Genomic DNA, 783 nt, shown 5'->3' on the forward strand with positions numbered 1-783 from the left:
GCTGGTTTTGTTTTTCTTAGCCGGAAACTACTAAGTTCAAATTTTGATTATATTTACAACTATAAATTATAAAAGTCGCCACTGTGTGAAGCCGCAGGACGTTATACAACAGCTAATAAAAACCCTGCATGAAAAGAACATTATTCATAATTTTACTTCTGAGTTTTAAAAGTTACTCTCAAGACTTTACTGGAAAGTGGAATGTAATTTCATACGAAGATGAAATTGCATATTATAACAAAATCGCTGACTCAATTTCTTATAAAATTCCTGCAAGAAAAGCCGAAGCCGAAAGATTCAAACAAATGTCAGATTTAATAATTTTCTCTGTTACTTATAGTTTTGAGAAAGACGGAAAATATGTTCAAAATCATCCAGCACTTGGAGAAGTCATTAATGGAAGTTTTGAGGTTGACAAAACAAACAAAACAATTATGATGACTGATGATGAAGGTAAGAAAGACAGTCTGAAATATAATTATGATAATGGAATTTTGTTTCTGGAAATGGAAATGGAAATAGGTTATATAAAGTTAGGTTTAACCAAAGTTAGTAATTAGCCGTTGCATAACAGCCGTTTGGCGCAATAGCTGGTTTTGGTTTTCTTAGCCGTAAATTACTAAGTTAAAATTTTGCTTATCTTTAGAACAATTTATTAAAAAAGTCGCTACTGACGCCAAGCGGCGGCACGTTAGCGGTCAGTTTTCCTGAACGAGAAAATAAGTCTAAACCAAACACAAAAACAATGAATAGATTTTTTTACTTTAAGGTTACATTTTTAGC

1 protein-coding gene is annotated in these 783 nt (G+C 31.9%); it reads left to right on the forward strand.

Annotated elements, in window-relative coordinates:
* Positions 1 to 128 precede the first annotated feature (128 nt).
* Positions 129 to 560 (forward strand): hypothetical protein, encoded by a 432-nt coding sequence (locus HA632_RS00080; RefSeq protein WP_176305208.1) that lies wholly within the window; start codon positions 129 to 131, stop codon positions 558 to 560.
* Positions 561 to 783 lie beyond the last annotated feature (223 nt).

Origin of the sequence: Flavobacterium sp. J49 (assembly GCF_011742145.1) — a bacterium.
GTDB lineage: Bacteria > Bacteroidota > Bacteroidia > Flavobacteriales > Flavobacteriaceae > Flavobacterium.

Excerpts from the sequence above, each read along its gene's own strand:
- HA632_RS00080 (WP_176305208.1), top strand. The coding sequence starts at position 129 with ATGAAAAGAACATTATTCATAATTTTACTTCTGAGTTTTAAAAGTTAC.